We start from the raw sequence: 24,008 nt of genomic DNA on the forward strand, positions 1-24,008 counted from the left end.
GCGGGGACGCCGAGGCCGAAAAAACGGTCCTCCCGGACGCATCCGCAGGGATACGCCGATGAACCGCCGACGGCGGCGTACCGGTGACTGGCCCGCCGCGCACTGCCTCCCATCCGGACTTTCACCGTCGGTCCAGGAATTTCACCTGGTCAACCGGCCGCTGGCTGCGGACGGGTCGCGGACTATACCGCCGGTTCGGAATTACACCGACCCCGGAGTGCGCTGCTTACTGGTACTGCTGCCAGTTTGCCACGGTCGATCGTCGGCCATGCGGGCGAGGTGCTGTGGCCTGGGTCACAAGGGGACCGTCACGCAGGAGTCCGTCAGGTGGGGCCGCTATTGGTCCAGACCTATTGACGGGTTGGTCTAGTCCTCTTAACGTTCCCTTCATCTTCCCCGGGAGACAGCCCGTCAGATGTGCGCACGTCACGGGCCAACACGCACCACTTCTCAGCCTGTTGTGTCCCATGTGTCTGCCATCCTCCCCTCCCCAGGAGGCACCATGCTGTCCCCCACACGTACGAGAGCGATGCTCCTGACATCCGGCGCCGCGATCGCCGGACTGCTGGTCGGCGGGCTCTCGGCGGGCGTTTCCCACGCGGCCGACAACGAGAGCTGTCGCCCGGACGGGCTGTACAAGACGGCCGGCGTCGACGTCCCGTACTGCTCCGTCTACGACTCCGAAGGCCGCGAGAAGATGGGCGCCGACCACCAGCGCCGCGTCATCGGATATTTCACCGGCTGGCGGACCGGCAAGGACGGCACCCCCGCCTACCTCGCCAACAACGTCCCGTGGTCCAAGGTCACCCACCTGAACTACGCCTTCGCCCACGTCGGCTCCGACAACAAGATCTCGGTCGGCGGCGACAGCGCGAACAACGCCGCCACCGGGATGACCTGGCCGGGCGTGGCGGGCGCCGAGATGGACCCGGCCCTCCCCTACAAGGGCCACTTCAACCTGCTGAACAAATTCAAGAAGCAGTACCCGAACGTCAAGACGCTGATCTCGGTCGGCGGCTGGGCCGAGACCGGCGGCTACTTCGGCGACGACGGCAGCCGGGTCGCCTCCGGCGGCTTCTACTCGATGGCCACCCATGCCGACGGTTCCGTCAACCAGGCCGGCATCGACACCTTCGCGGACTCCTCCGTCGAGTTCATCCGGAAGTACGGCTTCAACGGCGTCGACATCGACTACGAGTACCCGACGACCATGAAGGACGCGGGCAACCCGCTGGACTGGCAGCTCTCCAACGCCCGCCGGGCCGGCCTCGTCCAGGGCTACGCCGCCCTGATGAAGTCGCTGCGCGAGAAGCTCGACCGCGCCGGCGCCGCCGACGGCAAGCACTACCTGCTCTCCGTGGCCGCCCCCTCCTCCGGCTACCTGCTGCGGGGCATGGAGACGTTCCAGATGCAGAAGTACCTGGACTACGTCAACATCATGTCCTACGACCTGCACGGCGCCTGGAACGAGTACGTCGGCCCGAACGCCTCGCTCTTCGACGACGGCAAGGACGGCGAACTGGCCGCCGCCGGCGTCTACTCCACCTCCCAGTACGGCGGCATCGGCTACCTGAACTCCGACTGGGCCTACCACTACTTCCGCGGCTCCATGCCGGCCGGCCGCATCAACATGGGCCTGCCGTACTACACCCGCGGCTTCAAGAACGTGCAGGGCGGCACGGACGGCCTGTGGGGCAAGGCCCCGGCGACCACCTGCCCGGCCGGCGCGGGGCTGACCAAGTGCGGTGACGGCGCGGTCGGCATCGACAACCTGTGGCACGACCTGGACACCAACGGGGTCGAGTCCCCGGCGGGCTCCAACCCGATGTGGCACGCCAAGAATCTGGAGAAGGGCGTCGTCGGCGACTACGTCACGAAGTACGGCTTCCCGGCGAACACCACGCTGACCGGCACCTACGCCCGCAAGTACGACTCCACGCTGGTGGCGCCGTGGCTGTGGAACGCCCAGAAGAAGGTCTTCCTGTCGACGGAGGACGAGCAGTCCGTCGCCGCCAAGGCCGACTACGTGGTGAACAGGGGCATCGGCGGCACGATGGTCTGGGAGCTGGCGGGCGACTACGGGTACAACGCCGCCAAGGGCCAGTACGAGATGGGCGACACCCTCACCTCCCTGATGTACGAGAAGTTCAAGTCGGCCGCGCCGTACGGCGCGAAGAAGGCGGGCGCGACCGCCCTGCCGACCCAGGCCGTGGACATCAAGACGGAGTTCGGCGAGTTCAAGCTGGGCGACTCCAACTACCCGATCACCCCGAAGCTCAAGATCACCAACAACACGAAGACCACGCTGCCCGGCGGCACCGAGTTCCAGTTCGACTACGGGACCTCGGCCCCGGACAACGCCTCTGACCAGTCCGGTTTCGGCACGAAGGTGATCGGCAGCGGCCACACCGGCAGCAACGTCGGCGGTCTGAAGGGCGACTTCCAGCGGGTCTCGCTGAAGCTCCCGGCGTGGCAGACGCTGGCTCCCGGCGCCTCGGTGGACCTGGCGTTCAACTACTACCTGCCGGTCTCCACGCCCTCCAACTGGACGGTGAACATCTCCGGCACCACCTACGCCCTCGGCGGGGACCTGGCGCGCGGCACGACGGTGACGGAGCCGGGCACCACCCAGCCCCCGACCACCCCGCCCACGACGCCGCCGACCACTCCCCCGACGACGCCGCCGACGACTCCCCCCACGACGCCGCCGGGCGGGACCTGCACGAACCCGGCCTACGTCGCGGGCACGGTCTACAACAGCGGGAACCTCGTCTCGCACAAGGGCCACACCTGGAAGGCCCAGTGGTGGACGCAGAACGAGGAGCCCGGCACCACCGGCGAGTGGGGCGTCTGGAAGGACCAGGGCGCCTGCTGACACCGCGCGGGTGCCGCGGGGACCGCAGGCGCCGCGGGTGAAGAGACGTGAGGACCCGGTGGCCCGGCGGCCACCGGGTCCTCGCACGTCCGGCCGCGGGTGCCCTCGTAGGCTGCTGCGGTGATCACCCAGGACCCCGCGGCGCTCGCGGACTTCGAGGAGCACCGGCCCCGGATGTTCGGGATCGCCTACCGCATGCTCGGCTCCGCCGCGGAGGCGGAGGACATGGTCCAGGACGCCTGGCTGCGGTGGAGCTCCGCCGGGCGCCAGGACGTCGAGCACCCCGGGGCCTGGCTCGCCAAGGCCGTCACGCACCTGTGCCTGAACCGCCTCACCTCGGCGCGGGCCCGGCGCGAGGAGTACGCCGGCCCCTGGCTCCCGGAGCCGGTCCTCACCGGGGGCGGGGCGCTGGGGCCGCTGGAGTCGGCCGAGCAGCGGGACGGCGTCTCGATGGCGGTGCTGGTGCTGCTGGAGCGGCTGACGCCGGTGGAGCGGGCGGTGTACGTGCTGCGCGAGGCCTTCGCGTACGGACACCGGGAGATCGCCGCCCTGCTCGCCCTGACCGAGCCCAACTGCCGCCGGCTCTACCGGCGGGCCGCGGGCAAGGTCGAGGCGGGCCGGGCGGAGACGGGCGGGGCGGGCGCGCCGCGCCCTCGCTTCGCACCGGATCCGGCGCAGTGGCAGAGCCTGGTGGAGACCTTCCTGACGGCCGCGCGCGAGGGGGACCTGGCCCGGCTGGAATCCCTGCTGGCCGCCGACGTGCGGTACGTGGCGGACGGCGGCGGGAACGTGTCCGCGGCCCGGCGGCCGATCCTGGGCCGCGACAAGGTGGCGCGGTTCCTGGCGGGAGCGCTGCGCAAGTACGGGGCCGGTCTGCCGATCTCCCTCGCGGAGGTCAACGGCGAACCCGCGCTGCTCGTCGGCGGGGCGGCGGTGTTGCAGGTGGAGTTCGAGGACGGGCTGGTCCGCGGGGTGCGGAGCATGGCGAATCCGGAGAAGCTGGAATTCCTCCAGCGGCAGCTGTCACATTCCCGGGGGCTGTCCGGTCCCAGCTGGTGAACGGACCCCTTCAGGGAAGGAACGGACACCATGAGCACGATCCTCGTCACCGGAGGCACCGGAAACCTCGGCGGGCTGGTCGTCACCCGGCTGCGGGCGGCGGGCCACGACGTACGCGTCCTGAGCCGCCGCGCGAAGGACTACCCGGTGGATCTGCGGGACGGCAGCGGGCTGGACGCGGCGATGGCCGGCGCGGAGGTGGTCGTGCACTGCGCGAGCACCCCGCGCGGCGGCGACGACGTGGCCGCGGGGCACCTGATCGAGGCGGCCCGGCGGGCCGGGACGGTCACGAACATCGTCTACATCTCGATCGTCGGGGTGGACGTGGTCCCGTTCGGCTACTACACGGTGAAGCACGAGGTCGAGCGGATGCTGGAGGCGTCGGGGCTGGGCGTCACGATCCTGCGGACGACGCAGTTCCACGACCTGGTGGCGATGCTGGTGGACGCACTGGCGAAGGTACCGGTGGTGCCGGTGCCGCTGCCGAAGGGGGTGCGGGTGCAGCCGATCGCGGTCGAGGAGGTCGCGGACCGGTTGGCGGAACTGGCGGTTCCGGCCCCGGCGGGCCGGGTCACGGACATGGGCGGCCCGCAGATCCACACTCTGGTGGAGCTGGGCCGGGCGTACCTGGCGGCGACGGGGCGCAGGCGCAAGGTGTTCGCGCTGCCGCTGGCGGGCAAGGCGTACGCGGCCTTTCGCCGCGGCGGCAACCTGACCCCGTCGCACGCGGTCGGCACGATCACCTTCAGTGAGTTCCTGACGGCCCGGGCCGCGGAGGCCGCGGAGGCCAGGGGCTGAGGACAGCGCAGCGGGGCCGCGGGCGGTTGCCGCCACATGGAGTCCTCGGTGCGCCTGCCCCGCCCCACCAAGGGACGATGTGCGTGATGTCGGCACATACGTGACCCGCGGCATGATCCACGGTGAGGGGCGATGATCGTTTCGGTGGTGTCCATGCCGGAGGGCTTCGCGCGGCGCGCCCCGGTGTCGGAGGCCCGTGAGCGTCTCGCGGAATCCCGTTTCCTGTTCGTGGACGCGGAGCTGCCCGAGGAGGCCCCGCCCGGGGAACAGCCGGTGGCCCACCTGCTCGGCCTGGAGGCCGACGACCTGGCGTGGCTCGGCCGGGAGACGGAGTCCGCCCGCGCCGAGTTCCGCGGCGACAGCGCCGCGTTCGTCGTCCCCGCGATCGAGGCGGGCCAGGTCATCCACCTCCACGTCGTGGCCACCGAGCGGTACCTGGTCGCGGTGCACCGGGGACCGGCCGGGCTGGTGGAGAACCTCATCGCCCGCTTCCCGCACGAAAGGCCGCCCGACGCCGTGGCCACGCTGTTCCTGTTGCTCGGCGAGGCCGTGGAGACCTATCGGCGGTCCGCCGTCCAGGCCCTTCTGGAGGTGGAGGACCTGGAGGACGCGATGTTCCGGCGGCGGGAGCCGGAGCAGCTCTACCGCCTGGCGCGGCTGCGCCGGACCGCGGCGCTCCTGCACCACACGCTCCTCCCCTACCACCAGGCGGCGGAGGAGACCATCACGCGCCGGGTGCTGAACCGCAACTTCCCGGAGGAGCGCCACCGGCTCGCCCGCGAGTACCAGCGCGTGTCGAGGCAGGTGCTCACGGAGATCGAGGCGCTCCAGGAAGCCGCGCGGCGGGGTTTCAGCACCTACTCCTCCCTGGTGTCCGGCGAGCAGAACGGCGTGATCAACCGTCTGGCGATCGTGTCGACGATCTTCCTGCCACTGAGCTTCCTGACGGGGTTCTTCGGCATGAACTTCGCGTACCTGACGGACGAGCTGGAGAGCGGGGCCGTCTTCTGGCTGCTCGCCGTGGGCCTGCAAGTCGTCTTCCTGGTCATCGCGTTGTACGTACTGCACCGCACCCGCATCTGGCGGAGGCTGCACGACGACGAGGAATTCGACGACGACCGCTAGGCCGTGTCCTGGCCCACCGGGCTGGTCCGGTCACGGCACTGGGCCGTCTCTTCCGGATCTTGCCGGTCAAGCAAGATCCGGAAGAGACGGTCTAGGGGGCGAAGAGGTCCGCCTGGGCGGCTTCGCGGGCGGCCAGGCGGGCGCCCGTGAGGACCGCCGGGTCGCCGAGGGCGGTGGCGCGGACCTCCATCGGCACGGGGGTCAGCGCTGCCAGCCGGCGGGCGACCGCGGCCGCCAGGCCGGCGCCGCCCGCATGGCCGAGCCCGCCGGCCAGGACCAGGCATCCCGGGTCCAGGACGGCCGCGACGGCGGCCGCGCCCAGGGCGAGCCGCTGGGCCAGGGCCTCCAGGAAGGCTTCGCCCGCGGCGCCCGCCACCGCCTCCTCGACCGGCCCGGCGTAGCCGTGCTCCGCCGCGAGCGCGACCACGGCGTCCCGGCCGACCAGCGCGTGGAAGCCGCCGCCGCAGTCCGTGGCGGAGGGCAGCCGGCCGGTGCCCGGCACCGGGAGGAAGCCGATCTCGCCCGCGCCGCCGGAGGCTCCGCGGCGCAGGCGCCCGTCCAGCACGACCGCCGCGCCGACGCCCGCGCCGAGCCACAGCAGGACGAAGGAGTCCAGGTCCTGCGCCGCGCCGACGCGCTGTTCGGCGAGGGCCGCGAGGTTGGTCTCGTTCTCCACGGCCACCGCGGCCGGCAGCCGCCGCTGGAGGGCCGCCACCAGGTCCCGGTGCCAGGCGGGCAGTCCGACGGTGCTGCGCAGTTCGCCGGCCGCGGCCACCAGGCCCGGGGCGCCGACGACCACGGTGTGCAGCCGGTCCGCGCCGGCCTCCCGCGCGAGGTCCTCCAGCCGGGTCACGGCCTCGTCGACGGCGTCCACCGGGAGCGCGGCCCGGGCCAGTGGGCGGCCGAGCAGGTCCGCGACCACCGCCGTCGCGCTGTCCGTCCGTACGTCCAGGGCGGCCAGGTACGCGCGGCGGGCGACGATCCCGTACAGCCTGGCGTTGGGGCCGCGGCGCTGCTCGCCCGACTCCCCCACCACCTCGATCAGCCCGGCGTCGGTGAGCCGTTCGACGAGGTCGGCGACCGAGGGGCGGGACAGGCCGGTCATCGCCTTGAGCTGAGTGGCGGTCAGCGGCCCCTCTTCCTGAAGGAATCGCAGGGCCAGGCGGTCGTTGATGGCCCGGGCCGTGCTCGGCGACGCGGGCGACGGAGCGGCGGGGGTCAGGGCCTTGGCAGGAATCACGGCGCCCATCCTAGGTAGCTCCGGCACACTAACTATCAGGCAGGGTCCCTGATAGTTTAAATCCATGACAGGGGAAACAGACCTCAGCCCGGCGCGCCTGCGCCATGCCCGCTTCGCCATCGCCGCCGTCTTCTGCACCCACGGAGCCGTCACCGGCTCCTTCGCCACCCGCATCCCCTGGATCCAGGACCACGCCCAGCTCGGCGCGGGCACCCTGGGCCTCGCCCTCGCCTTCCCCGCCCTGGGCGCGGCGGTCGCGATGCCGCTGGCCGGCCGGATCAACCACCGCTTCGGGGCCCGCGCCGCGCTGCGCGGGCTGCTGGTGCTGTGGACCCTGTCCCTGATCCTGCCGAGCCTCGCCCCGAACCTGGCCACCCTGTGCCTCGCCCTGTTCGTCTACGGAGCGACCGCCGGGATGGCGGACGTGGCGATGAACGCGCTGGGCGTGGAGACCGAGAACCGGCTCGGCCGCTCGATCATGTCCTCGCTGCACGGCATGTGGAGCGTGGGCGCGCTGATCGGTTCGGCAGCCGGCACGGTCGCCGCCCACGCCGGGGCCGACGCCCGGCTGCACCACCTGGTCTCCTCGCTCGCCCTGACCGCGGCCGGGCTGATCGCCGTACGGGGGGTACTCGATCTGCGGAGCGCCGCCGGGGCGCAGGCCCCGCCGCACTTCGCGCTGCCCCCGAAGTCCGCGCTGCTGATCGGCGCGATCGGATTCTGCGCGGTCTTCGCGGAGGGCGCGAGCATGGACTGGTCCGCGGTCTACCTGCGGGACGTGCTCGACACGAACGCCGGTCTCGCGGCCGCCTGCACCACCGCGTTCGCGCTCACCATGGCGCTCGCCCGGCTCGTCGGGGACCGGGTGGTGGACCGGTTCGGGGCGGTGCGCACGGTCCGGGCGGGCGGGGTGCTGGCCACCGCGGGCGGGGTGCTCGTGGTGACGGCCGGGGATCCGGCCGTGGCGATCGCGGGCTTCGGGCTGATCGGGCTCGGCATCGCGGTCGTGGTCCCGCTGGCCTTCGCGGCCGCCGCGCGCAGCGGGCCGGCCCCGGCGCAGGCCATCGCGGGCGTCGCGACGATCACGTACACCTCGGGGCTGATCGCACCGTCGGCGATCGGCGCGGTGGCGGACGCGACCTCGCTCGTGGTCTCCTTCGGGCTGGTCACCCTGCTCGCGTTCGCGCTGGTCGCGGGGGCCGCCGTACTGAGGCAGAAGCCGGTGGCGGCCGGGCCCGCGCCCGTGGATCGGGACGTACCGGCAAGTATCCGACCGTAAAATGGCGCTGGCCGCCGGGGCATGCCCCGGCGGCCAGCATCTTGATCGATCGGTGTCGTTCTGTTCGACGGAAGTGGTGGAAACATGGGCCTCGGCGTGCGCTGGACCCTGCACGGAGACGGGCGGACCCCCGCCCCCGGAGCGGTGGTGCGGCCGGACGAGCGGCTGTCGTGGCCGCGGACCGCCGGGCTCGGTGCCCAGCACGTGGTGGCCATGTTCGGGGCGAGCTTCGTCGCGCCGGTCCTGATGGGCCTGGACCCGAACCTCGCGATCATGATGTCGGGTGTCGCGACGGCCATCTTCCTGCTGGCCACGCGCGGGCGGGTGCCCTCGTACCTGGGCTGCTCCCTCTCCTTCGTGGGCGTCGCGGCGGCGATCCGGGCGGGCGGCGGGGACAGCGCGGTCGTCACGGGCGCGGTGTTCGTGGTCGGCGTGGCGCTGTTCCTGGCCGGGCTCGCCGTGCAGCGCTTCGGCGCGCGGATCATCCACGCGGCGATGCCGCCGGTGGTGACGGGCGCGGTGGTGATGCTGATCGGCTTCAACCTGGCGCCGGTGACGGCCTCGACGTACTGGCCGCAGGACCAGTGGACGGCGCTGCTGACCATGCTGTTCACGGGGCTGGCCGTGGTCTGCCTGCGGGGTTTCTGGTCGCGGATCGCGATCTTCCTCGGGCTGATCTTCGGGTACGCCGTCTCCTGGGTCTTCGACCTGATCTTCGGCAAGATCCACTCGACGGTGGGCGGGACCGAGGCCGTCGACCACTGGCGGCTCGACCTCTCCGGGGTCGGGAGGGCGGACTGGATCGGGCTGCCGTCCTTCCACGCGCCGCAGTTCGAGTGGTCGGCGATCCTGATCGCGCTGCCCGTGGTGATCGCCCTGATCGCCGAGAACGCCGGGCACATCAAGGCCGTCGGCGAGATGACCGGCGACCCGCTCGACGACGAGCTCGGCACCGCGATCGCGGCCGACGGCGCCGCGTCGATGCTGTCCACGGCGGTGGGCGGCCCGCCGAACACCACGTACTCCGAGAACATCGGCGTGATGGCGGCCACCCGCGTCTACTCGACGGCGGCCTACTGGGCGGCGGCCGGCTTCGCGCTGCTCTTCGGCCTGTGCCCGAAGTTCGGCGCGGTCGTCGCCGCGATCCCCGGCGGGGTGCTCGGCGGGATCACCGTCATCCTGTACGGGATGATCGGCCTGCTCGGCGCGCAGATCTGGATCAACGGCGGGGTGGACCTGCGCAATCCGCTGAACCTGGTGCCGGCCGCGGCGGGCATCATCATCGGCATCGGCGGGGTGAAGCTGCAGTTCACGGACAGCTTCGAGCTGGGCGGTATCGCGCTCGGCACGATCGTGGTGATCACGGGCTACCACACGCTGCGGTATTTCGCGCCCGCGCACCTGAAGCAGCAGGAGCCGCTGCTCGACTCGGGCACGTCGGCGTACGACACCGGCGACGCGGACGAGGACTCGGGCGAGGACGGAGCCGCCCGGGACGCCCGCTCCTGAGCGGCCGGCGAGCGGTCGGGGTTCGCCCGAACCGGCGAAGCACACGGCCAAGTTCCCCGGATCCGCAGCGCCGGCTGCGACGCTGCCACCCATGGAAGCGGTACTCGCGCGGATGCGCGCCCTGGACGAGCGGCTCCCCGCGCAGGACGGTGTCGCCGTCTTCAACCGGGTGTACCTGACGGTGACGGAGACGCTGCACGCGCGCATCTCCCACGGGGAGTTCCCGGCGCCGCGGCGGGCGGAGGCGCTGAGCGTGCGCTTCGCGGAGCGGTACCTGACGGCGGTGGAGGCGGACCGGGCCCCGGCCTGCTGGCGCCCGCTCCTCCAGTACCGCCGCCACCCCGGGGTCCGTCCGCTGCAGCACGCGCTGGCCGGGATCAACGCGCACATCGGGCACGACCTGGCGCTGGCGGTGGTCGCCACCTGCCGGGCCCTGGACTGCGAACCCCGGGCCCTGGAAGCGGACTTCGACCGGGTCGGCGACACCCTGGTCTCCCTGGAGGAGCACATCCGGGAGGACCTGATGCCGGGTCCGGACCTGCTGGAGATCGCGGACCCGCTGACCCACCTGCTCGGCTCCTGGAGCCTGGACCGCGCCCGCGGCGCCGCCTGGTCGGCGGCCCGCCTGCTGTGGACCCTGCGCCGCTCCCCCGACCTGGCCGAGGAGTTCACGGACTCCCTGGACGCCGGCGTGGGCCTGGTGGGCCGCTGTCTCCTGACCCCGACCTCCTGAGCCCGGCCGCCTGAGCCCGGCCTCCTGACTCCGGCCTCCTGAGCGGGCACATGAAAACGGGCCGCCGCCGCGCTCGTGGCGCGGGGGCGGCCCGTGGTCATGGGGCCGGAGCGACCGGGTGGGTCAGTCCTCCGGGAGTTCGACCGGGGCTATCTCGTCGTAGAGGTCGCCCGGGCCGGGGTTGGTGGCGTCCGTGGAGCCGCCGAGGTGGTGCATGACGCCCCAGACCGCGTTCAGCGCCGTCTGGACCGCGCCCTCGGCCCAGCCCGCCGTCCAGGAGATGTCGTCGCCCGCGAGGAAGATGCCGCGCTTGTCCTCGGGGAGGCGGTCCTGCATGAAGTGGGTGAACAGGCGCCGCTGGTAGCGGTAGTGGCCCGGCAGGTTGGCCTTGAACGCGCCCATGAAGTAGGGCTCGTTCTCCCAGGACACGGTCACCGGGTTGCCGATGATGTGGCGGCGGATGTCGACCTTCGGGTAGATCTCGCCGAGGGACTTCAGCATGACCTCCATCCGCTCGTTCGCGGACAGCGGCAGCCACTTCAGGCTGTCGTCGCACCAGGTGTACGAGAGGCAGATGACGGCCGGCTGGTCCGGACCGTTGTCCAGCAGGTAGGTGCCGCGGGTCATGCGGTCCGTGAGGGTCATCGACATGACGTCGCGGCCGGTCTCCTCGTCCTTGTCCAGCCAGAACGGCCGGTCCACGGGGATGAAGAGCTTGCTGGACTCCATGTAGTGGGTGCGCTCGATCGCCGTCCAGTGGTCGATCGGGAAGAGCGTGTCGTCGCACTCGATCTTCGACAGGAGCATCCAGGACTGCGCCGTGAAGATCGCGGCACGGTACGTACGGATGTCGCCGGAGGCGTCGGTGACCGTGATGCGGTTGCCGGCCGTGCGGTGCAGGCGGGTCACCGCCGGGCGCGGGGCGCCCTCGTGCAGGGAGGACAGCGAGGTGCCCTGCGCCCAGTGGACGATCTTCTCGGGCTCGCGCTCCCACAGCCGCACCGGCAGCTGCTGCGAGCCGCCCACGATGCCGCGGTGGTGGTCGTCCGCCTCGGTGTAGACGACGCGCAGGATCTCCAGGATGGAGTTCGGGAAGTCGGTGTCCCAGCCGCCCGTGCCGAAGCCGACCTGGCCGAAGATCTCGCGCTTGCGGAAGGACTGGAAGGCCTCGGACTTGCAGAGGAAGCCGTAGAAGGTCTCGTCGTCGAGCTTCTCGACGAGCTTGGCCCAGATCTCGCGGATGCGCGGGACGTCCCGCTCGCGCATCGCCTGGTTCATGTCGGAGAAGTCGGCGCCCTCGTCGAGGCAGGCGTTCCAGGCGGCCGACACGTCGCGGTAGACCTGCGGGAGGTCGGCGATGGTCTCGGCGTAGTGGGTCTCGCCCTTGAGGTCCACGACCGTCGAGGGGGTGGACTCGGCGAGCGGGTTCGGGAAGGGCTCGGTGACCAGGCCGACGAGGTCGATGTAGTGCTGGAGCGCGGTGGAGGACGGCGGGAAGCGCATGGCGCCCATCTCCGCCGTCAGACCCTCGGTGCCGGCGCCCTCGAAGCCGACGGTGCGCAGCCGGCCGCCGATCTGGTCCGCCTCGTAGACGACGGGCTTGAGGCCCATCTTCATCAGCTCGTACGCGGAGATGATGCCGGACAGCCCGCCGCCGATGACGGCGACCTCGGTGCCGAACTCGGTCGCCGGGATCTGGCCCAGGCCCGCCGGGTGGGCGAGGAAGTCGTCGTACGCGTACGGGAAGTCCGGGCCGAACATGGTGATCGGCGGCTGTCCGTCGCTGTGCGGGACGGCGGTGGTGGGCACCGTGGACGTCATGGGGTACGGCTCCTTGCGGGGGTGGGGCTGGGGGGAGGGCGCTGGCGGGGCTCAGACGAGGGAGGCGTAGAGCCCGGGGCGGCGGTCGCGCAGGTACGGGTTGGTCTCGCGCGACGCGCGCAGCAGCTCGGGATCGGCCTCGCCGATCACCAGCTCCTCGCCGCGCCCGGCCCGGGTGCGGGTCGCCCCGTCGGGGCTCGCCAGGCAGCTGAGTCCGACGAACTCGAACTCGCCTTCCGGACCGGTGCGGTTGACGTACGCGATGTACATCTGGTTCTCGAAGGCCCGTACGGGGACGAGCTGTTCGGCGACGAACTGGAACGGGTGCATCTGCGCGGTCGGCACCAGGAGGAGGTCGGTGCCGGCCAGGGCGTGGGCCCGGACGTTCTCCGGGAACTCCACGTCGTAGCAGATCATGATGCCGATGCGGAGGCCGTTCAGCTCCGCCTGGACGACGGGGGTGTCGCCGGGGGTGAAGGCGTCCTGCTCGAAGCAGCCGAAGAGGTGGGTCTTGCGGTAGTTCGCGAGCCGGGTCCCGTCGGGGCCGATGAGCTGGGCCGCGTTGTACACGGTGTCCCCGTCGCGCTCCGGGTAGCCGTACAGGACGGCGACTCCGTGGCGGCGGGCGATCTCGCCGATGGCGCGGGCCGACATGCCGTCGGCGGCCTCGGCGAGGGCGGCGACGTCCTCGACCTCCAGCGCGTAGCCGGTGAGGAACATCTCCGACGTCACGAGGAGCCCGGCACCCGCCTGTGCGGCGCGCTGCGCGGCCCCGTCGAGCGCCTTCAGGTTCTCGGCGGTGTCGCCGAGCCGTCCGGAGCTCTGGAGGAGGGCGGTGCGCAGCGGGGGCATGGGCGTACCTCTGTGGCAGGAGGGGAGTGGGTCCTATTGAAGGTACGTTCACCCGTTCGACGCCGACAAGCCATGACCGTTGCGCTCCGCGCATCGATTCGTTGCGTGTTTCGCGGCCCGGACGGAGATTCGTTGCGCGGGACCGTTCGTCCCCGGTCGGCGGGCGCGTGGCGGCTGCCGGGGCGACCGGGGCATAAACCCGGCCGGGCCGGATGCTGACCTTCATGACCCGCAGACGCGCATGACCCGCGCGACCCGCACGACCGTCGTCACCGGCAGAAGGAGTCTCCCACCCCATGGCGTCCGACATCGACACGGCCACCCCGGTCCACGTTCTCGACAATCCGGTCTGGGCCGCCCTGAGCGGCCCGAGCAGCGCCTTCGCCGAGACCGGGCCCCGGGGTCTGGCGGCGCGCTACGTCGCCGACATCTCGCCGTTCGTGGCACTCGCGGACCCGGAGGACCCCGAGTCCTGGGCGGATCTCGCCGCGCTGGCCGGGCCCGGCCAGACGGTCTGGATCACCGGTCTGCCCACCCCTCCCCCGGGGTGGACGACGGAGAACTCGATACCGGGCGTGCAGCTGGACGGCGGGGCGGTACGGGCCGATGCCGCGCCCGAGGCGGTCCCGCTGGGGCCCGCCGACGTACCGGAGATGCTGGAGCTGGTCGAGCTCACGAAGCCGGGGCCGTTCGCGCGGCGCACCGTCGAGCTGGGCACGTACCTCGGGATCCGGCACGAAGGCCGGCTCGTCGCGATGGCGGGGGAACGGATGCGCCCGCAGGGCTGGTCGGAGATCAGCGCGGTGTGCACGCATCCGGACCACCGGGGCCGCGGCCTGGCCGGCCGCCTGATCCGTGCGGTGGCCGCGGAGATCGTGGAACGCGGCGACCGCCCGTTCCTGCACGCGGCGGCGGACAACACGGGAGCCATCGCCCTCTACGAGTCGATGGGCTTCACCCTCCGCCGCCGTCCGTACTTCATGGGCGTCCGTACCCCGGACGAGCAGGCCTGAGCGGGGCCCGGCCATCACGCGCCGCCGATGTGGGTGGGGTGTGCCACACGGAGAAACGGGCGTTGGACATCGCGTCGCGCCCGGCAGCCTGTGGCGGTTGACCATGACCGGAGACGGGCGTCGTACGTGGACACCCGCACGTCTCGGACACGGCAGTGGGTTTCGCGGGGCGCACAGCGGTCACACGCGTGGCAACCCACGGAAAGGAACTGCCATGACCGACGTCTCAAGGCTGCCCGGCACCGCCCAGCATCACTGGCAGTGGCAGCTGCGGGCCGCCTGCCGGAATCTGGGCCCCGGGCGCTTCTACCACCCGGCCGGCGAGCGGGGCGAGGAGCGGGAGGACCGCGACGAGGCCGCGAAGCGGGTCTGCGCGGTCTGCCCGGTGCGTTCCGCGTGCCTGGAGCACGCGCTGCGGACCCGCGAGCCCTTCGGGGTGTGGGGCGGGCTGACGGAGGAGGAACGCCGGCCCCTGATGGAGCCGGCCGGCCGCCGCACCGGCGCGGCCCCCGTGAGTGCCGGGCACCGCTGAACGCCGCCCGCGGGGCCCCGGACGCGACTGCGCCCCGGCATAGATGCCGGGGCGCAGTGGTGTGGTGTCCGGGGGCGTGTCAGGCCGGGGCGCCCGACGTGAAGCGGCGCAGCAGCGGGGACAGGACCAGCACCGACTTGGTGCGCTCCACGAACGGCTCGCCCGCGATGCGCTCCAGTACGCGCTCGAAGTGGCGCATGTCGGAGGCGAAGACCTGGACGAGGGCGTCCGCGTCGCCGGTGACGGTCGACGCGGACACCACCTCGGGGTACCGCTCCAGCCCTCGCCGGATGTCGTCCGGAGAGGTGTTGTGGCGGCAGTAGATCTCTATGAAGCCCTCGGTCTCCCAGCCCATGGCGGCCGGGTCGACGCGGACGGTGAAGCCCGTGATGGCCCCCTCGGCCCGCAGCCGGTCCACGCGACGCTTCACGGCCGGGGCCGAGAGTCCGACCTCGGAGCCGATGTCGGCGTAGGAGCGGCGGGCATCCTCGGCGAGGGCGTGCACGATGCGTTCGTCGAGATCGTTCAGTCGCACTGCGGGTGGATCACATTTCTGCTGTGGCCACTTCTGCCGTGGCCAGTCGGGAGCGGCGGATGCCGTACAGGAAGTACACCACGAGGCCGACGGCCATCCAGACACCGAAAGCGACCCACGTGGCGGTCGGCAGGCTGTACATCATGTAGCCGCAGGCGAGGAAGCCGAGGATCGGCGTGACCGGGAAGAGCGCCACCTTGAAGGTGCGCGGCATGTCCGGCTTGGTGCGGCGCAGGATCACGACGGCGACGTTGACGAGGGCGAAGGCGAAGAGGGTGCCGATGCTGGTCGCGTTGGCCAGCTCACCCAGGGGGACGAACGCCGCGAGCGCGCCGCAGAAGAGGGAGACGATCACCACGTTGGCGCGGGGGGCGCCGGTCTTCTCGTCGACCTTGGCGAAGACCTTGGGGACGAGGCCGTCGCGGGACATCGCGAAGAGGATGCGGGTCTGGCCGTAGAGGACGGCGAAGACGACGGAGGCGATGGCGACGACCGCGCCGGCGGCGAGGACGACGCCCCAGAAGGAGTCACCGGTGACGTTGGTCATGATCTGCGCCAGCGCGGCCTCGGTGCCCTCGAAGTCCTGCCACGGCATGGCGCCGACGGCGACGAAGGCGACGAGGCAGTACAGGACGGTGACGATGCCCAGCGAGAGCATGATCGCGCGGGGCAGGTCCTTCTTCGGGTTCTTGGCTTCCTCACCGGCGGTGGAGGCGGCGTCGAAACCGATGTACGAGAAGAAGAGCGTGGAGGCGGCGGCGCTGATGCCGGTGACGCCGAGCGGGGCCAGCGGGGCGTAGTTGCCGGACTTGATGCCCATGACGCCGATGCCGATGAAGAGCACCAGGGTGACGATCTTCACGACGACCATGATCGTGTTGATCCGGGCGCTCTCCTTGGCGCCGCGGAGCAGGAAGACCATGGCGAGCAGGACGACGACCAGGGACGGCAGGTTGATGAAGCCGCCGTCGCCCAGCGGGGCGGCGGAGAGCTTCTCGGGGAGCGTGACGCCTATGGTCCCGTCGAGGAGCTCGTTGAGGTACTGGCCCCAGCCGACGGCGACGGCCGAGACCGAGACGGCGTACTCCAGGACCAGGCACCAGCCGCAGACCCAGGCGATGAACTCGCCCATGGTGGCGTAGGAGTACGAGTACGAGGAGCCGGAGACCGGCACCGATCCGGCCAGCTCCGCGTAGGAGAGGGCCGAGAAGAGGGCGGTCAGGCCCGCGATGATGAAGGAGATCGTGACGGCCGGGCCGGCCTTGGGGGCCGCCTCGCCGAGGACGACGAAGATGCCGGTGCCCAGGGTGGCGCCGATGCTGATCATGGTCAGCTGCCACATGGTGAGCGAGCGGCGCAGGGTTCCGCCCTCGCCCTGGCCGCCCTCGGCGACCATCTGCTCGACCGGCTTGCGGCGCAGCAGAGGGTTCACAGGCTTGCGGGGCTCGGAGGTGAGCGGTGGCGCCTGGCCGGTTTCGAGCACGAGGGGACTCCTTTGACACTGCGGATGGGGACTGAGGCATCGACCGCAGCGGTCCGGGGCAGGACACAGACAAGGAGCCTGGGCATGGGGGACCGCCGAGCAGGCGGTCCGCGCCACTCCACGTACAGCGAGTGAGCCTACGAGCTGAGTGATACCGCCCGTAATGCACCATCCTTGCACATTGCCGCACGATCGTTGCGCGGATCTGTCCTGGATGGTCCTTTGTTGCGCACGGATGATCGATCAGTGCGTACGTCCCCTTTGTCTCCATCGTTGACACCTCGTCAGATCTCCCGGAGCATGCCGCCGGGACCCACGACCGGAGGCACGCCGTGAACACCGTGAACGCCGGGAACACCGCCACGCACTGGCTGGACCCGGGGCCCTTCCTGCGCGGGGTCGCCTGGCTGGACAAGGGGCGCCCGGTCCGGGCCGACCCGCAGGACGGCATGCGGCTGCCGTGGGACACCGGGGAGCGGGCCACCCTGCCGATAGGGGTGCGTCTGGAGTTCACGGCGCACGCGGCGCACGCCGTGGAGATCCGCTACCGGGCGACCGTGCCCGGCCCCACCGACGCGCTGCGCGACCTCGCGCACGGCTTCGCCCTGTGGGACCGGCACGGGGTGGTCCGGGAGGTCTGGACCGACCCGGCCGCGGAGGCCGTCGTACGGATCGAACTGCCCGGCGGGACCGGCCCGTTCACCCTCCACCCGCCGGAGGCGCAGTCCCCGCTGATCCTCGGCCTGCGCGGGATCGGCGGCGCCGTGGCCCCGGCCCCGGCCGGCCCGCGCTGGGTGGTGCACGGCGATTCGATCACCGAGGGCTGGTGGTCGACCCGGCCGGCCCACGGCTGGCCCGCGGTCGCCGGACGGGCGCTGGGCTGGGACACGGTCAACCTCGGGTACGCGGGCGCCGCCCGCGGGGAGCTCGCCACCGCGGAGCAGATCGCGGGGCTGCCCGCTGACGTCCTCACCCTCGCGTTCGGCACCAACTGCTGGTCCCGCGTGCCCTTTTCGGCGCCGCTGCTGTACGAGACCACCCGCGCGTTCCTCGACCTGGTCCGCCAGGGGCATCCGCGGACCCCGCTGCTGCTGGTCTCCCCCGTACTGCGGCCCGACGCCGAGCGCACCCCGAACCGGCTCGGCGCCACCCTGGGCGCCCTGCGCGACGCGATGGAACGGGCCGCCCGCGACCGGATCGCCGCCGGGGACGACCGCCTGGCCCTGCTGCCGGGCCGTGACCTGCTGGGTCCGGAGCACCTGGCGGACGGACTGCACCCCAACGACTCCGGACACCAGGTCCTCGGCCTCGCTGTGGTCACGGCTCTGCGGCGCTCCGGGTTCGGTTCCGGGTGAGTGAAACAGCCCACAGGAATCCGCTTGAACAGATCGACCCCGACAGGGCGTGTCCTGAGCACAGTTGCCGACGCACCGCGCAGACGGGCGGCGGACACGGAGACACCACACGTGGGAGAGATCAAGATGGGCATCAAGCGCGGAACCACCCTGGCCGCCGTCGCAGTCGTCGTCGCCCTGACGGCGACCGCCTGCGGAGGGGACGACACGGCGGGCGACGCGAAGCCGGCCGGGGCCGCGTCCCAGGCTCCCGCTTCCGGCGCCGGCGACTACGGCTCCTCCGACTACGGCGCGGGAACCGCCGCCGGTGCCGATGCCAAGGGCGCCGGGCAGCTGGCGGTCGCCCAGAACGAGCAGATCGGCTCCCTCCTCGCCGACAGCGCCGGCTTCACCCTCTACCGCTTCGACAAGGACACGGCCAAGCCGCCGAAGTCCAACTGCGACGGGGACTGCGCGAAGACCTGGCCCGCCGTCCCGGCCGGTGACGCCACCGCCGCCGCGGGCATGGACGCGGCGCTGCTGGGCGAGGTCGTGCGTACCGACGGCAGCAAGCAGCTGACGGTGGCCGGCTGGCCGGTGTACCGGTACAGCAAGGACACCAAGGCGGGCGAGACCAACGGGCAGGGTGTCGGCGGGACCTGGTTCGCCTTCGCCCCCGACGGCAAGAAGGCCTCGAAGGCGGCCGCCGGGGCCGCCGCGCCCGCAGCGCCCGCCGGTGCGGGCGAGGCCGCGGGCGCGCTGACCGTGGCCAAGGACCCCAAGCTGGGCGAGCACATCGTCGACGGCAACGGGATGACCGTCTACCGGTTCAAGAAGGACACCGCCTGGCCGATGGCCTCCAACTGCACCGGCGACTGCGTGGCCAAGTGGCCGGTGGTGCCCCCGGTGGACAAGGCCAACGCCAAGGGCATCGTGGAGAAGGGCTACTCGGTCCTGGACCGCCCCGACGGCAAGAAGCAGCAGGCCATCGACTGCTGGCCCGTCTACACCTTCTCGGGTGACAAGAAGGCCGGCGACATCAACGGCCAGGGCGTCGGCGGCACCTGGTACGCGGTCTCCCCCGACGGCAAGCTGATCACCACCTCCTGATCCACCGCCCCTCCCCCGCATCCCCCCACAGCCGGAACCGCGCGGCCCCCTGCCCCTCTCCCCCCGGGCGGGCGGGCCGCGCACCGTTCCGCCCTGGCGCGCTCCTCCCTACACTCCACCGCATGCTGCGCGTACTGGCCGTCGACGACGAGAAGCCGCTCCTCGAGGAGCTCCTCTACCTGCTGCGCTCCGACCCCCGGGTGCTGAGCGCCGAGGGCGCCTCGGACGCCACGGAGGCCTTGCGGCGGATCACCCGGGCCCTGGAGACCGGCCCCGAGGGGCCCGACGGCATCGACGTCGTCTTCCTCGACATCCACATGGCGGGGCTGACCGGCCTCGACATCGCCCGGCTGCTGGCCGGGTTCGCACGGCCGCCGCTGATCGTGTTCGTCACCGCCCACGAGGGGTTCGCCGTCCAGGCCTTCGACCTCAAGGCCGTGGACTACGTGCTCAAGCCCGTCCGCCCGGAGCGGCTGGGCGAGGCCGTCCGGCGGGCCTGCGTCCTGCTGGGCCGGAGCGCCGCGCAGCAGCCCGGGCCCGCGGAACCGGCCGGTCCGGCCGGCCGTACCGGTCTCCCCGGCCTCCCCGGCCCCTCCGTCCCGCCGCAGCGCCGCCCCGCCCCCGAGCTCACCGTCGCCGACCGCACCGCGGACCAGATCGCCGTCGAGCTGGGCGGCGTCACCCGGTTCGTGGCGATCGCCGACATCGCGTACGTCGAGGCCCAGGGCGACTACGCCCGGCTGCACACCGACGAGGGCAGCCACCTCGTCCGCATCCCCCTCTCCACGCTGGAGGAGCGCTGGGCGGCCCGCGGGTTCGTCCGCATCCACCGCCGCCACCTGGTGGCCCTCGGCCGGATCGACGAGCTCCGGATGGACGCCGGCACCACCAGCGTCCGGGTCGGATCCGCCGAGCTCCAGGTCAGCCGGCGCCACGCCCGCCAGCTGCGGGACCTGCTGATGCGCCAGGCGACCGGCTAGCTGTGTCGTCCCTTCGGGATCTTGCGGTGCCGGGCGGCGCGGGTCGGGCAGAATCCGGAAGGGACGGCCTGGGCGGCCACCGACCGTCCGGCGTGCCCGTGCGCCGTTCGTCGCACCGAACGGGACGTACGGCGCCCCGCGCCCGCCGCCGGTCGCAGGGCGGCCCCCGCCGCCCGCGGTGGACCGGCCCCGCACCTATGGTGGAGCCGCCGGGAACGAGCTGGGGGTGCGGATGGCCGAGATCCAGGCGCTGCTCGACGCGCTCGCCGCACTGCCCCGGACCCCGCCCGCCGGCCCCGCCGAGGCCGAGCTGCTGCTCGCCCGGCTGCGCAGCGCCGCCGCCCGCTGGGCCGACGTCCTGTACGAGGCCAACGAGGGCGTCCGCCGGCAGCTCCCGCCCCGCGCGGAGGCGGCGCTGACCCTGGCCTTCCGCCGCGCCGAAGACTCGTACGTGGAACTGGAGATCGCGCTGCGGGACTGCGCCGAGCACCGCGACCCCGCCGTCTGACACCCCTTTTCGGCCGGTGGGAGGGGGTGGGATCGGCCCGGTTCGCGTCTGTTGCCGGGTCCGGGGGCGTGCGTAGACTCCGGTACCCCCTCCCCCGGGCGATGAGGACCGAGCCTTGAACCAGGCGTACGCGCTGACCGCCGTCACCGTGGTCGTCCTGGTCACGGTGCTGGTCGGCGCGCTGGGGCTGCGGATATCGCGGACCACCTCCGACTTCTACGTCGCCTCGCGGACGGTGGGGCCCCGGCTCAACGCGGCGGCGATCAGCGGGGAGTACCTCTCCGCGGCCTCCTTCCTCGGAGTGGCCGGGCTGGTGCTGCTCCAGGGCCCCGAGATGCTCTGGTACCCGGTCGGCTACACCGCCGGATACCTGGTGCTGCTGGCGCTGGTGGCGGCTCCGCTGCGGCGCTCGGGGGCGTACACGCTGCCCGACTTCGCCGAGGCCCGCCTGGAGTCGCAGGCGGTGCGCCGGGTTGCGGTGCTGTTCGTGGTGGGGGTGGGCTGGCTGTACCTGCTGCCGCAGCTCCAGGGCGCCGGGCTGACCCTGGAGATCCTGACCGGGGCCCCGCACTGGGTGGGCGGGGTGGTCGTCGCGTTCGTGGTGACCGCGGCCGTCGCGGCCGGCGGGATGCGGAGCATCACCTTCGTCCAGGCCTTCCAGTACTGGCTCAAGCTCACCGCGCTGCTGGTGCCCGCCTTCTTCCTGCTCGCCGCCTGGGCCGGGGACGGGGCGCCGCGCGCCTCCTTCGACGCCCCGGCGGTCTTCCGCGAGCACACCGCCGTCACGCTCGCCGAGGACGTACGGCTGTCGCTGGACTCGCCGCTGGCGGTGAAGGTCACCGGTCAGGTCGACGGACGCGGCTACGCGGCGGCCCCGCTGACGCTGGAACCCGGGGAGCACTCCGTACGGGCCGGGGCGCGGCTGGAGTTCGCCCCGGACACCCGGGTTCCGCAGACCCGGGCGAAATCCGGGCGGGACGCCGCCCGCTGGTCCGAGCCGATGGACGGCGCCCGGCCGGCGCTCGGCCTGTACGCGACGTACGGGCTGGTGCTGGCCACCTTCCTCGGCACGATGGGCCTGCCCCACGTGGCGGTGCGCTTCTACACGAGCCCGAACGGCCGCGACGCGCGGCGCACCACGCTGGTGGTGCTCGGCCTGCTCGGCTTCTTCTACCTGCTGCCGCCGGTGTACGGGGTGCTCGGCCGGACGTACGCCCCCGAACTCGCCCTCACCGGGGACGCGGACGCGGCGGTGCTGGTGCTGCCGGACCGGATGGTGGGCGGGGTGCTCGGCGACCTGCTGGGGGCGCTGGTGGCGGGGGGCGCGTTCGCGGCGTTCCTGTCGACGGCTTCGGGGCTGACCATGGCGGTGGCCGGGGTGCTGCACCAGGACGTCCTGGCGAGGCGCGGGGTGCGGACGTTCCGGATCGCGGTGCTGGTGGCGATGCTGGTGCCGCTGGGCGGGAGCGTGCTGCTGACGGACGTGCCGGTGGCGGACGCGGTGGGGCTGGCCTTCGCGGTGTCGGCCTCGTCGTTCTGCCCGCTGTTGGTGCTGGGCATCTGGTGGCGCCGGCTGACCCCGCCGGGCGCCGTGGCCGGGCTGGTCATCGGGGGCGGGGCGGCGCTGGGCGCGGTGCTGGCGACCCGTGCGGGGCTGCCCCCGGCCGGGTGGGCGCACACCCTGATGGCGTGGCCGGCGGCGTGGTCGGTACCCCTGGGCTTCCTCACGATGGTGCTCGTATCGCTGGCCACCCGGTCGCGGATACCGGCGGGGACGGCGGCGACGCTGGCCCGGCTGCACCTGCCGGAGAGCGTGACCGGGGCCGGCGCGGGCGGTGCTCCATGACCGGAGCGGTGCTCGCGGCCCTCGCGGTGGCGGGCGCGGCCCTGCTGCTGGGTCTGGGCTGGGCCGGCGGCCGGTGGCACGCCCGGCGCGGCGAACGGGCGAGCGGCCTGGACCTCGGCACCCCCGTGGAGCGGGCCACCTTCCACACCCTGCACACCGCCTCGCTGGCCGCTCCCCCGCTGCGCGCCGGGCTCACCGAGGACGCCGCCCGCAAGGCCGCGAAGCGGCTGCGCTCGCTGCTGGGCACGGAGGCCCTGTGCCTCACCGACCGGCAGTCCGTGCTGGCCTGGGACGGGCCGGGCGCCGACCACCACGAGCGGCGGGCGATGGCCCGGGTCTCCGTCATGCTGGACTCCGGCCGCAGCATGAGCGTGCGGACGGAGTGCACCCGCCCCGACTGCCCGCTGAAGTGGGCGGTGTTCGCCCCGCTCACCGGCGAGGACGGGGTCCTCGGCGCCCTCGTGGCCTACGGTTCGCGGGAGTCGGCGGTACTGGTGCGGGCCGCGACGGAGGTGGCCCGCTGGGTCTCCGTGCAGCTGGAGCTCTCCGAGCTGGACCGCTCGCGCACCCGCCTGATGGAGGCGGAGATCAAGGCGCTGCGCGCGCAGATCTCCCCGCACTTCATCTTCAACTCCCTCGCCGCGATCGCCTCGTTCGTCCGCACCGACCCGGAGCGGGCCCGGGACCTGCTGCTGGAGTTCGCCGACTTCACCCGCTACTCCTTCCGGCGGCACGGCGAGTTCACCACGCTCGCCGAGGAGCTGCGCTCCATCGAGCAGTACCTGGCCCTGGCCGGAGCCCGGTTCGGGGACCGGCTGAAGGTGACCCTCCAGGTGGCGCCCGAGGTGCTGCCGGTGGCGCTGCCGTTCCTGTGCCTCCAGCCGCTGGTGGAGAACGCCGTCAAGCACGGGCTGGAGGACTCCACCGAGGAGTGCCTGATCACCATCGCCGCCCGGGACGCGGGCGCCGAGGCGGTGATCACCATCGAGGACAACGGGGTCGGCATGGATCCCGCCGTGCTGCGCCGGATCCTGGCCGGGGAGCGCAGCGGCTCCTCGTCGGGCATCGGGCTGACGAACGTGGACGAGCGGATCCGCCAGGTGTACGGGGACGCGTACGGCCCGGTGATCGAGACGGGCGTGGGCGCGGGCATGAAGATCTCCCTGAGGATTCCCAAGTACCGTGCGGGCGTGCACAGTTCGGGGCCGGGGCAGCAGCCGCGCCGGTCCTGACCGGGCCCCGGGCATGCCATCCTGGCCGAGGGGGTGTCCGGTGGATCAGTGCCGGACAAGGGCCGCGAGCCCGGCGTGATCCACAGGACACCCCCTGAGCGCGGACCGACTGCCAGGGCTCCCCTGGCGGCAGCCGGAGGACAG

The 24,008-nt window shown here is 72.6% G+C and carries 20 protein-coding genes and 1 riboswitch; of the genes, 15 read left to right on the forward strand and 5 right to left on the reverse strand.

Annotation, left to right across the window (positions count from 1 at the left end; genetic code table 11):
* Positions 1 to 95: 95 nt before the first annotated feature.
* Positions 96 to 225: riboswitch (FMN riboswitch) on the reverse strand.
* Positions 226 to 502: 277 nt separating this feature from the next.
* The 4 genes from ADK52_RS35390 to ADK52_RS35405 all read left to right on the forward strand — a co-directional run bounded on the left by ADK52_RS35390 (position 503) and on the right by ADK52_RS35405 (position 5,857).
* On the forward strand, positions 503 to 2,875 hold the full coding sequence (locus ADK52_RS35390) for a chitinase C-terminal domain-containing protein (RefSeq protein WP_053693955.1): 2,373 nt from the start codon (positions 503 to 505) through the stop codon (positions 2,873 to 2,875).
* 120 nt (positions 2,876 to 2,995) lie between these two features.
* A complete protein-coding gene (gene sigJ, locus ADK52_RS35395) occupies positions 2,996 to 3,934 on the forward strand; it encodes an RNA polymerase sigma factor SigJ (protein WP_267887316.1) in 939 nt (312 codons plus the stop codon).
* 30 nt (positions 3,935 to 3,964) lie between these two features.
* A complete protein-coding gene (locus ADK52_RS35400; RefSeq protein WP_053693956.1) occupies positions 3,965 to 4,732 on the forward strand; it encodes an SDR family oxidoreductase in 768 nt (255 codons plus the stop codon).
* 132 nt (positions 4,733 to 4,864) lie between these two features.
* Positions 4,865 to 5,857 (forward strand): CorA family divalent cation transporter, encoded by a 993-nt coding sequence (locus tag ADK52_RS35405; RefSeq protein WP_234344390.1) that lies wholly within the window; start codon positions 4,865 to 4,867, stop codon positions 5,855 to 5,857.
* 91 nt (positions 5,858 to 5,948) lie between these two features.
* On the opposite strand, the gene ADK52_RS35410 is transcribed toward ADK52_RS35405, so the two are convergent.
* Positions 5,949 to 7,106 carry an ROK family transcriptional regulator gene (locus tag ADK52_RS35410; RefSeq protein WP_053693957.1) on the reverse strand — a complete coding sequence of 386 codons (1,158 nt, stop codon included), beginning with the start codon at positions 7,104 to 7,106 and terminating at the stop codon, positions 5,949 to 5,951.
* A gap of 55 nt (positions 7,107 to 7,161) precedes the next feature.
* Between ADK52_RS35410 and ADK52_RS35415 the strand changes: the two genes are divergently transcribed.
* From ADK52_RS35415 to ADK52_RS35425, 3 genes are all read left to right on the forward strand, one after another.
* A complete protein-coding gene (locus tag ADK52_RS35415; RefSeq protein ID WP_053693958.1) occupies positions 7,162 to 8,376 on the forward strand; it encodes an MFS transporter in 1,215 nt (404 codons plus the stop codon).
* Between the two features lie 84 nt (positions 8,377 to 8,460).
* Positions 8,461 to 9,885: a uracil-xanthine permease family protein gene (locus tag ADK52_RS35420; protein WP_053693959.1), complete on the forward strand. Its 1,425-nt coding sequence runs from the start codon at positions 8,461 to 8,463 to the stop codon at positions 9,883 to 9,885.
* 91 nt (positions 9,886 to 9,976) lie between these two features.
* Positions 9,977 to 10,618 carry a DUF5995 family protein gene (locus ADK52_RS35425; protein ID WP_053693960.1) on the forward strand — a complete coding sequence of 214 codons (642 nt, stop codon included), beginning with the start codon at positions 9,977 to 9,979 and terminating at the stop codon, positions 10,616 to 10,618.
* A 123-nt stretch (positions 10,619 to 10,741) separates the two neighbouring features.
* Here the strand turns inward: ADK52_RS35425 and ADK52_RS35430 are convergent, their stop codons facing one another.
* On the reverse strand, positions 10,742 to 12,439 hold the full coding sequence (locus ADK52_RS35430) for a flavin monoamine oxidase family protein (RefSeq protein WP_053693961.1): 1,698 nt from the start codon (positions 12,437 to 12,439) through the stop codon (positions 10,742 to 10,744).
* Between the two features lie 51 nt (positions 12,440 to 12,490).
* On the reverse strand, positions 12,491 to 13,291 hold the full coding sequence (locus ADK52_RS35435) for a carbon-nitrogen hydrolase family protein (protein WP_053693962.1): 801 nt from the start codon (positions 13,289 to 13,291) through the stop codon (positions 12,491 to 12,493).
* Between the two features lie 296 nt (positions 13,292 to 13,587).
* Here ADK52_RS35435 and ADK52_RS35440 point away from each other — a divergent pair, with 296 nt between their 5' ends.
* Entirely contained in the window at positions 13,588 to 14,304 is a 717-nt protein-coding gene (locus tag ADK52_RS35440; RefSeq protein WP_053693963.1) for a GNAT family N-acetyltransferase, read from the forward strand.
* 214 nt (positions 14,305 to 14,518) lie between these two features.
* Entirely contained in the window at positions 14,519 to 14,836 is a 318-nt protein-coding gene (locus ADK52_RS35445) for a WhiB family transcriptional regulator (protein ID WP_053693964.1), read from the forward strand.
* A 79-nt stretch (positions 14,837 to 14,915) separates the two neighbouring features.
* Here the strand turns inward: ADK52_RS35445 and ADK52_RS35450 are convergent, their stop codons facing one another.
* Positions 14,916 to 15,371, reverse strand: a complete 456-nt coding sequence (locus ADK52_RS35450; protein WP_007262967.1) for an Lrp/AsnC family transcriptional regulator — start codon at positions 15,369 to 15,371, stop codon at positions 14,916 to 14,918.
* Between the two features lie 10 nt (positions 15,372 to 15,381).
* On the reverse strand, positions 15,382 to 16,854 hold the full coding sequence (locus ADK52_RS35455; protein WP_053693965.1) for an amino acid transporter: 1,473 nt from the start codon (positions 16,852 to 16,854) through the stop codon (positions 15,382 to 15,384).
* A 332-nt stretch (positions 16,855 to 17,186) separates the two neighbouring features.
* Between ADK52_RS35455 and ADK52_RS35460 the strand changes: the two genes are divergently transcribed.
* From ADK52_RS35460 to ADK52_RS35485, 6 genes are all read left to right on the forward strand, one after another.
* Positions 17,187 to 18,209: a GDSL-type esterase/lipase family protein gene (locus tag ADK52_RS35460; RefSeq protein WP_234344391.1), complete on the forward strand. Its 1,023-nt coding sequence runs from the start codon at positions 17,187 to 17,189 to the stop codon at positions 18,207 to 18,209.
* 126 nt (positions 18,210 to 18,335) lie between these two features.
* The gene (locus ADK52_RS35465; protein WP_053694066.1) at positions 18,336 to 19,298 is read left to right on the forward strand and encodes an SCO0930 family lipoprotein; all 963 of its coding nucleotides are present in this window, start codon (positions 18,336 to 18,338) and stop codon (positions 19,296 to 19,298) included.
* A gap of 122 nt (positions 19,299 to 19,420) precedes the next feature.
* The gene (locus ADK52_RS35470) at positions 19,421 to 20,278 is read left to right on the forward strand and encodes a LytR/AlgR family response regulator transcription factor (RefSeq protein WP_053693966.1); all 858 of its coding nucleotides are present in this window, start codon (positions 19,421 to 19,423) and stop codon (positions 20,276 to 20,278) included.
* Between the two features lie 232 nt (positions 20,279 to 20,510).
* The gene (locus tag ADK52_RS35475; RefSeq protein ID WP_053693967.1) at positions 20,511 to 20,786 is read left to right on the forward strand and encodes a hypothetical protein; all 276 of its coding nucleotides are present in this window, start codon (positions 20,511 to 20,513) and stop codon (positions 20,784 to 20,786) included.
* Positions 20,787 to 20,901: 115 nt separating this feature from the next.
* Positions 20,902 to 22,632, forward strand: a complete 1,731-nt coding sequence (locus tag ADK52_RS35480; protein ID WP_053693968.1) for a cation acetate symporter — start codon at positions 20,902 to 20,904, stop codon at positions 22,630 to 22,632.
* Complete coding sequence (locus ADK52_RS35485) at positions 22,629 to 23,864, forward strand: histidine kinase (protein ID WP_053693969.1); 1,236 nt, start codon at positions 22,629 to 22,631, stop codon at positions 23,862 to 23,864. Before ADK52_RS35480 ends, ADK52_RS35485 begins: the two co-directional genes overlap by 4 nt.
* Positions 23,865 to 24,008: the final 144 nt, after the last annotated feature.

The organism is Streptomyces sp. WM6372 (assembly GCF_001279655.1).
Taxonomy (GTDB): Bacteria; Actinomycetota; Actinomycetes; order Streptomycetales; family Streptomycetaceae; genus Streptomyces.

What these genes read in the sequence shown, in the direction of transcription:
- ADK52_RS35390 (WP_053693955.1), top strand. Translation starts at nt 503, where the DNA reads ATGCTGTCCCCCACACGTACGAGAGCGATGCTCCTGACATCCGGCGCC.
- ADK52_RS35400 (WP_053693956.1), top strand. Translation starts at nt 3,965, where the DNA reads ATGAGCACGATCCTCGTCACCGGAGGCACCGGAAACCTCGGCGGGCTG.
- ADK52_RS35405 (WP_234344390.1), top strand. Translation starts at nt 4,865, where the DNA reads ATGATCGTTTCGGTGGTGTCCATGCCGGAGGGCTTCGCGCGGCGCGCC.
- ADK52_RS35410 (WP_053693957.1), bottom strand. Translation starts at nt 7,106, where the DNA reads ATGGGCGCCGTGATTCCTGCCAAGGCCCTGACCCCCGCCGCTCCGTCG.
- ADK52_RS35415 (WP_053693958.1), top strand. Translation starts at nt 7,162, where the DNA reads ATGACAGGGGAAACAGACCTCAGCCCGGCGCGCCTGCGCCATGCCCGC.
- ADK52_RS35420 (WP_053693959.1), top strand. Translation starts at nt 8,461, where the DNA reads ATGGGCCTCGGCGTGCGCTGGACCCTGCACGGAGACGGGCGGACCCCC.
- ADK52_RS35425 (WP_053693960.1), top strand. Translation starts at nt 9,977, where the DNA reads ATGGAAGCGGTACTCGCGCGGATGCGCGCCCTGGACGAGCGGCTCCCC.
- ADK52_RS35430 (WP_053693961.1), bottom strand. Translation starts at nt 12,439, where the DNA reads ATGACGTCCACGGTGCCCACCACCGCCGTCCCGCACAGCGACGGACAG.
- ADK52_RS35435 (WP_053693962.1), bottom strand. Translation starts at nt 13,291, where the DNA reads ATGCCCCCGCTGCGCACCGCCCTCCTCCAGAGCTCCGGACGGCTCGGC.
- ADK52_RS35440 (WP_053693963.1), top strand. Translation starts at nt 13,588, where the DNA reads ATGGCGTCCGACATCGACACGGCCACCCCGGTCCACGTTCTCGACAAT.
- ADK52_RS35445 (WP_053693964.1), top strand. Translation starts at nt 14,519, where the DNA reads ATGACCGACGTCTCAAGGCTGCCCGGCACCGCCCAGCATCACTGGCAG.
- ADK52_RS35465 (WP_053694066.1), top strand. Translation starts at nt 18,336, where the DNA reads ATGGGCATCAAGCGCGGAACCACCCTGGCCGCCGTCGCAGTCGTCGTC.
- ADK52_RS35470 (WP_053693966.1), top strand. Translation starts at nt 19,421, where the DNA reads ATGCTGCGCGTACTGGCCGTCGACGACGAGAAGCCGCTCCTCGAGGAG.
- ADK52_RS35475 (WP_053693967.1), top strand. Translation starts at nt 20,511, where the DNA reads ATGGCCGAGATCCAGGCGCTGCTCGACGCGCTCGCCGCACTGCCCCGG.
- ADK52_RS35485 (WP_053693969.1), top strand. Translation starts at nt 22,629, where the DNA reads ATGACCGGAGCGGTGCTCGCGGCCCTCGCGGTGGCGGGCGCGGCCCTG.